Source organism: Paenibacillus lautus (assembly GCF_050482385.1).
In the GTDB taxonomy this organism is placed as follows: domain Bacteria; phylum Bacillota; class Bacilli; order Paenibacillales; family Paenibacillaceae; genus Paenibacillus_AQ; species Paenibacillus_AQ lautus_B.
This window is the reverse complement of record NZ_JBCNHV010000025.1, coordinates 1-1,536: the sequence shown is the minus strand read 5'-3', so window position 1 is coordinate 1,536 and position 1,536 is coordinate 1. Positions and strand designations below refer to the sequence as shown.

Below are 1,536 nucleotides of genomic sequence, written 5' to 3'. Positions count from 1 at the left end.
TGGGAAATCTCATCTTGAGGGGGGCTTCACGCTTAGATGCTTTCAGCGCTTATCCCTTCCGTACGTAGCTACCCAGCCATGCTCCTGGCGGAACAACTGGTGCACCAGCGGTACGTCCATCCCGGTCCTCTCGTACTAAGGACAGCTCCTCTCAAATTTCCTACGCCCACGACAGATAGGGACCGAACTGTCTCACGACGTTCTGAACCCAGCTCGCGTACCGCTTTAATGGGCGAACAGCCCAACCCTTGGGACCTACTTCAGCCCCAGGATGCGATGAGCCGACATCGAGGTGCCAAACCTCCCCGTCGATGTGGACTCTTGGGGGAGATAAGCCTGTTATCCCCAGGGTAGCTTTTATCCGTTGAGCGATGGCCCTTCCATGCGGTACCACCGGATCACTAAGCCCGACTTTCGTCCCTGCTCGACTTGTAGGTCTCGCAGTCAAGCTCCCTTATGCCTTTGCACTCTTCGAATGATTTCCAACCATTCTGAGGGAACCTTGGGGCGCCTCCGTTACTCTTTAGGAGGCGACCGCCCCAGTCAAACTGCCCGCCTGACACTGTCCCCGCACCGGATGACGGTACCAGGTTAGAACCTAGATACGATCAGGGTGGTATCCCAACGTCGCCTCCACACAAGCTGGCGCTCATGCTTCAAAGGCTCCCACCTATCCTGTACAGATCGTACCCAAATCCAATATCAAGCTGCAGTAAAGCTCCATGGGGTCTTTCCGTCTTGTCGCGGGTAACCTGCATCTTCACAGGTATTAAAATTTCACCGGATCTCTCGTTGAGACAGCGCCCAAGTCGTTACGCCATTCGTGCGGGTCAGAATTTACCTGACAAGGAATTTCGCTACCTTAGGACCGTTATAGTTACGGCCGCCGTTTACTGGGGCTTCGGTTCACAGCTTCGGATTGCTCCTAACCGCTCCCCTTAACCTTCCAGCACCGGGCAGGCGTCAGCCCGTATACTTCGCCTTACGGCTTCGCACAGACCTGTGTTTTTGCTAAACAGTCGCTTGGGCCTTTTCACTGCGGCCCCCTCGGGCTATTCACCCTACCGAGGCACCCCTTCTCCCGAAGTTACGGGGTCATTTTGCCGAGTTCCTTAACGAGAGTTCTTCCGCGCGCCTTAGAATTCTCTTCTCGCCTACCTGTGTCGGTTTGCGGTACGGGCACCTTCACCTGACTAGAGGCTTTTCTTGGCAGTGTGAGATCATGACCTTCGCTACTATAATTTTCACTCCCCATCACAGCCCAGCCTTACGATGTGCGGATTTGCCTACACATCAGCCTCACTGCTTGGACGGACATCCATCAGTCCGCGTCACTACCCTCCTGCGTCACCCCATCGTTCATAACGGTTTACGGTGGTACAGGAATTTCAACCTGTTGTCCTTCGATTACGCCTTTCGGCCTCACCTTAGGTCCCGACTTACCCTGAGCGGACGAGCCTTCCTCAGGAAACCTTGGGCTTTCGGCGGATCAGATTCTCACTGATCTTTTCGTTACTCATACCGGCATTCTCACTT

General features: G+C 54.6%; 1 rRNA gene. It reads right to left on the bottom strand.

Going from position 1 to position 1,536, the window contains the following annotated elements:
* Nucleotides 1–1,536: ribosomal RNA gene (locus tag ABEW73_RS27700) — 23S ribosomal RNA — on the bottom strand; the annotation flags it as partial.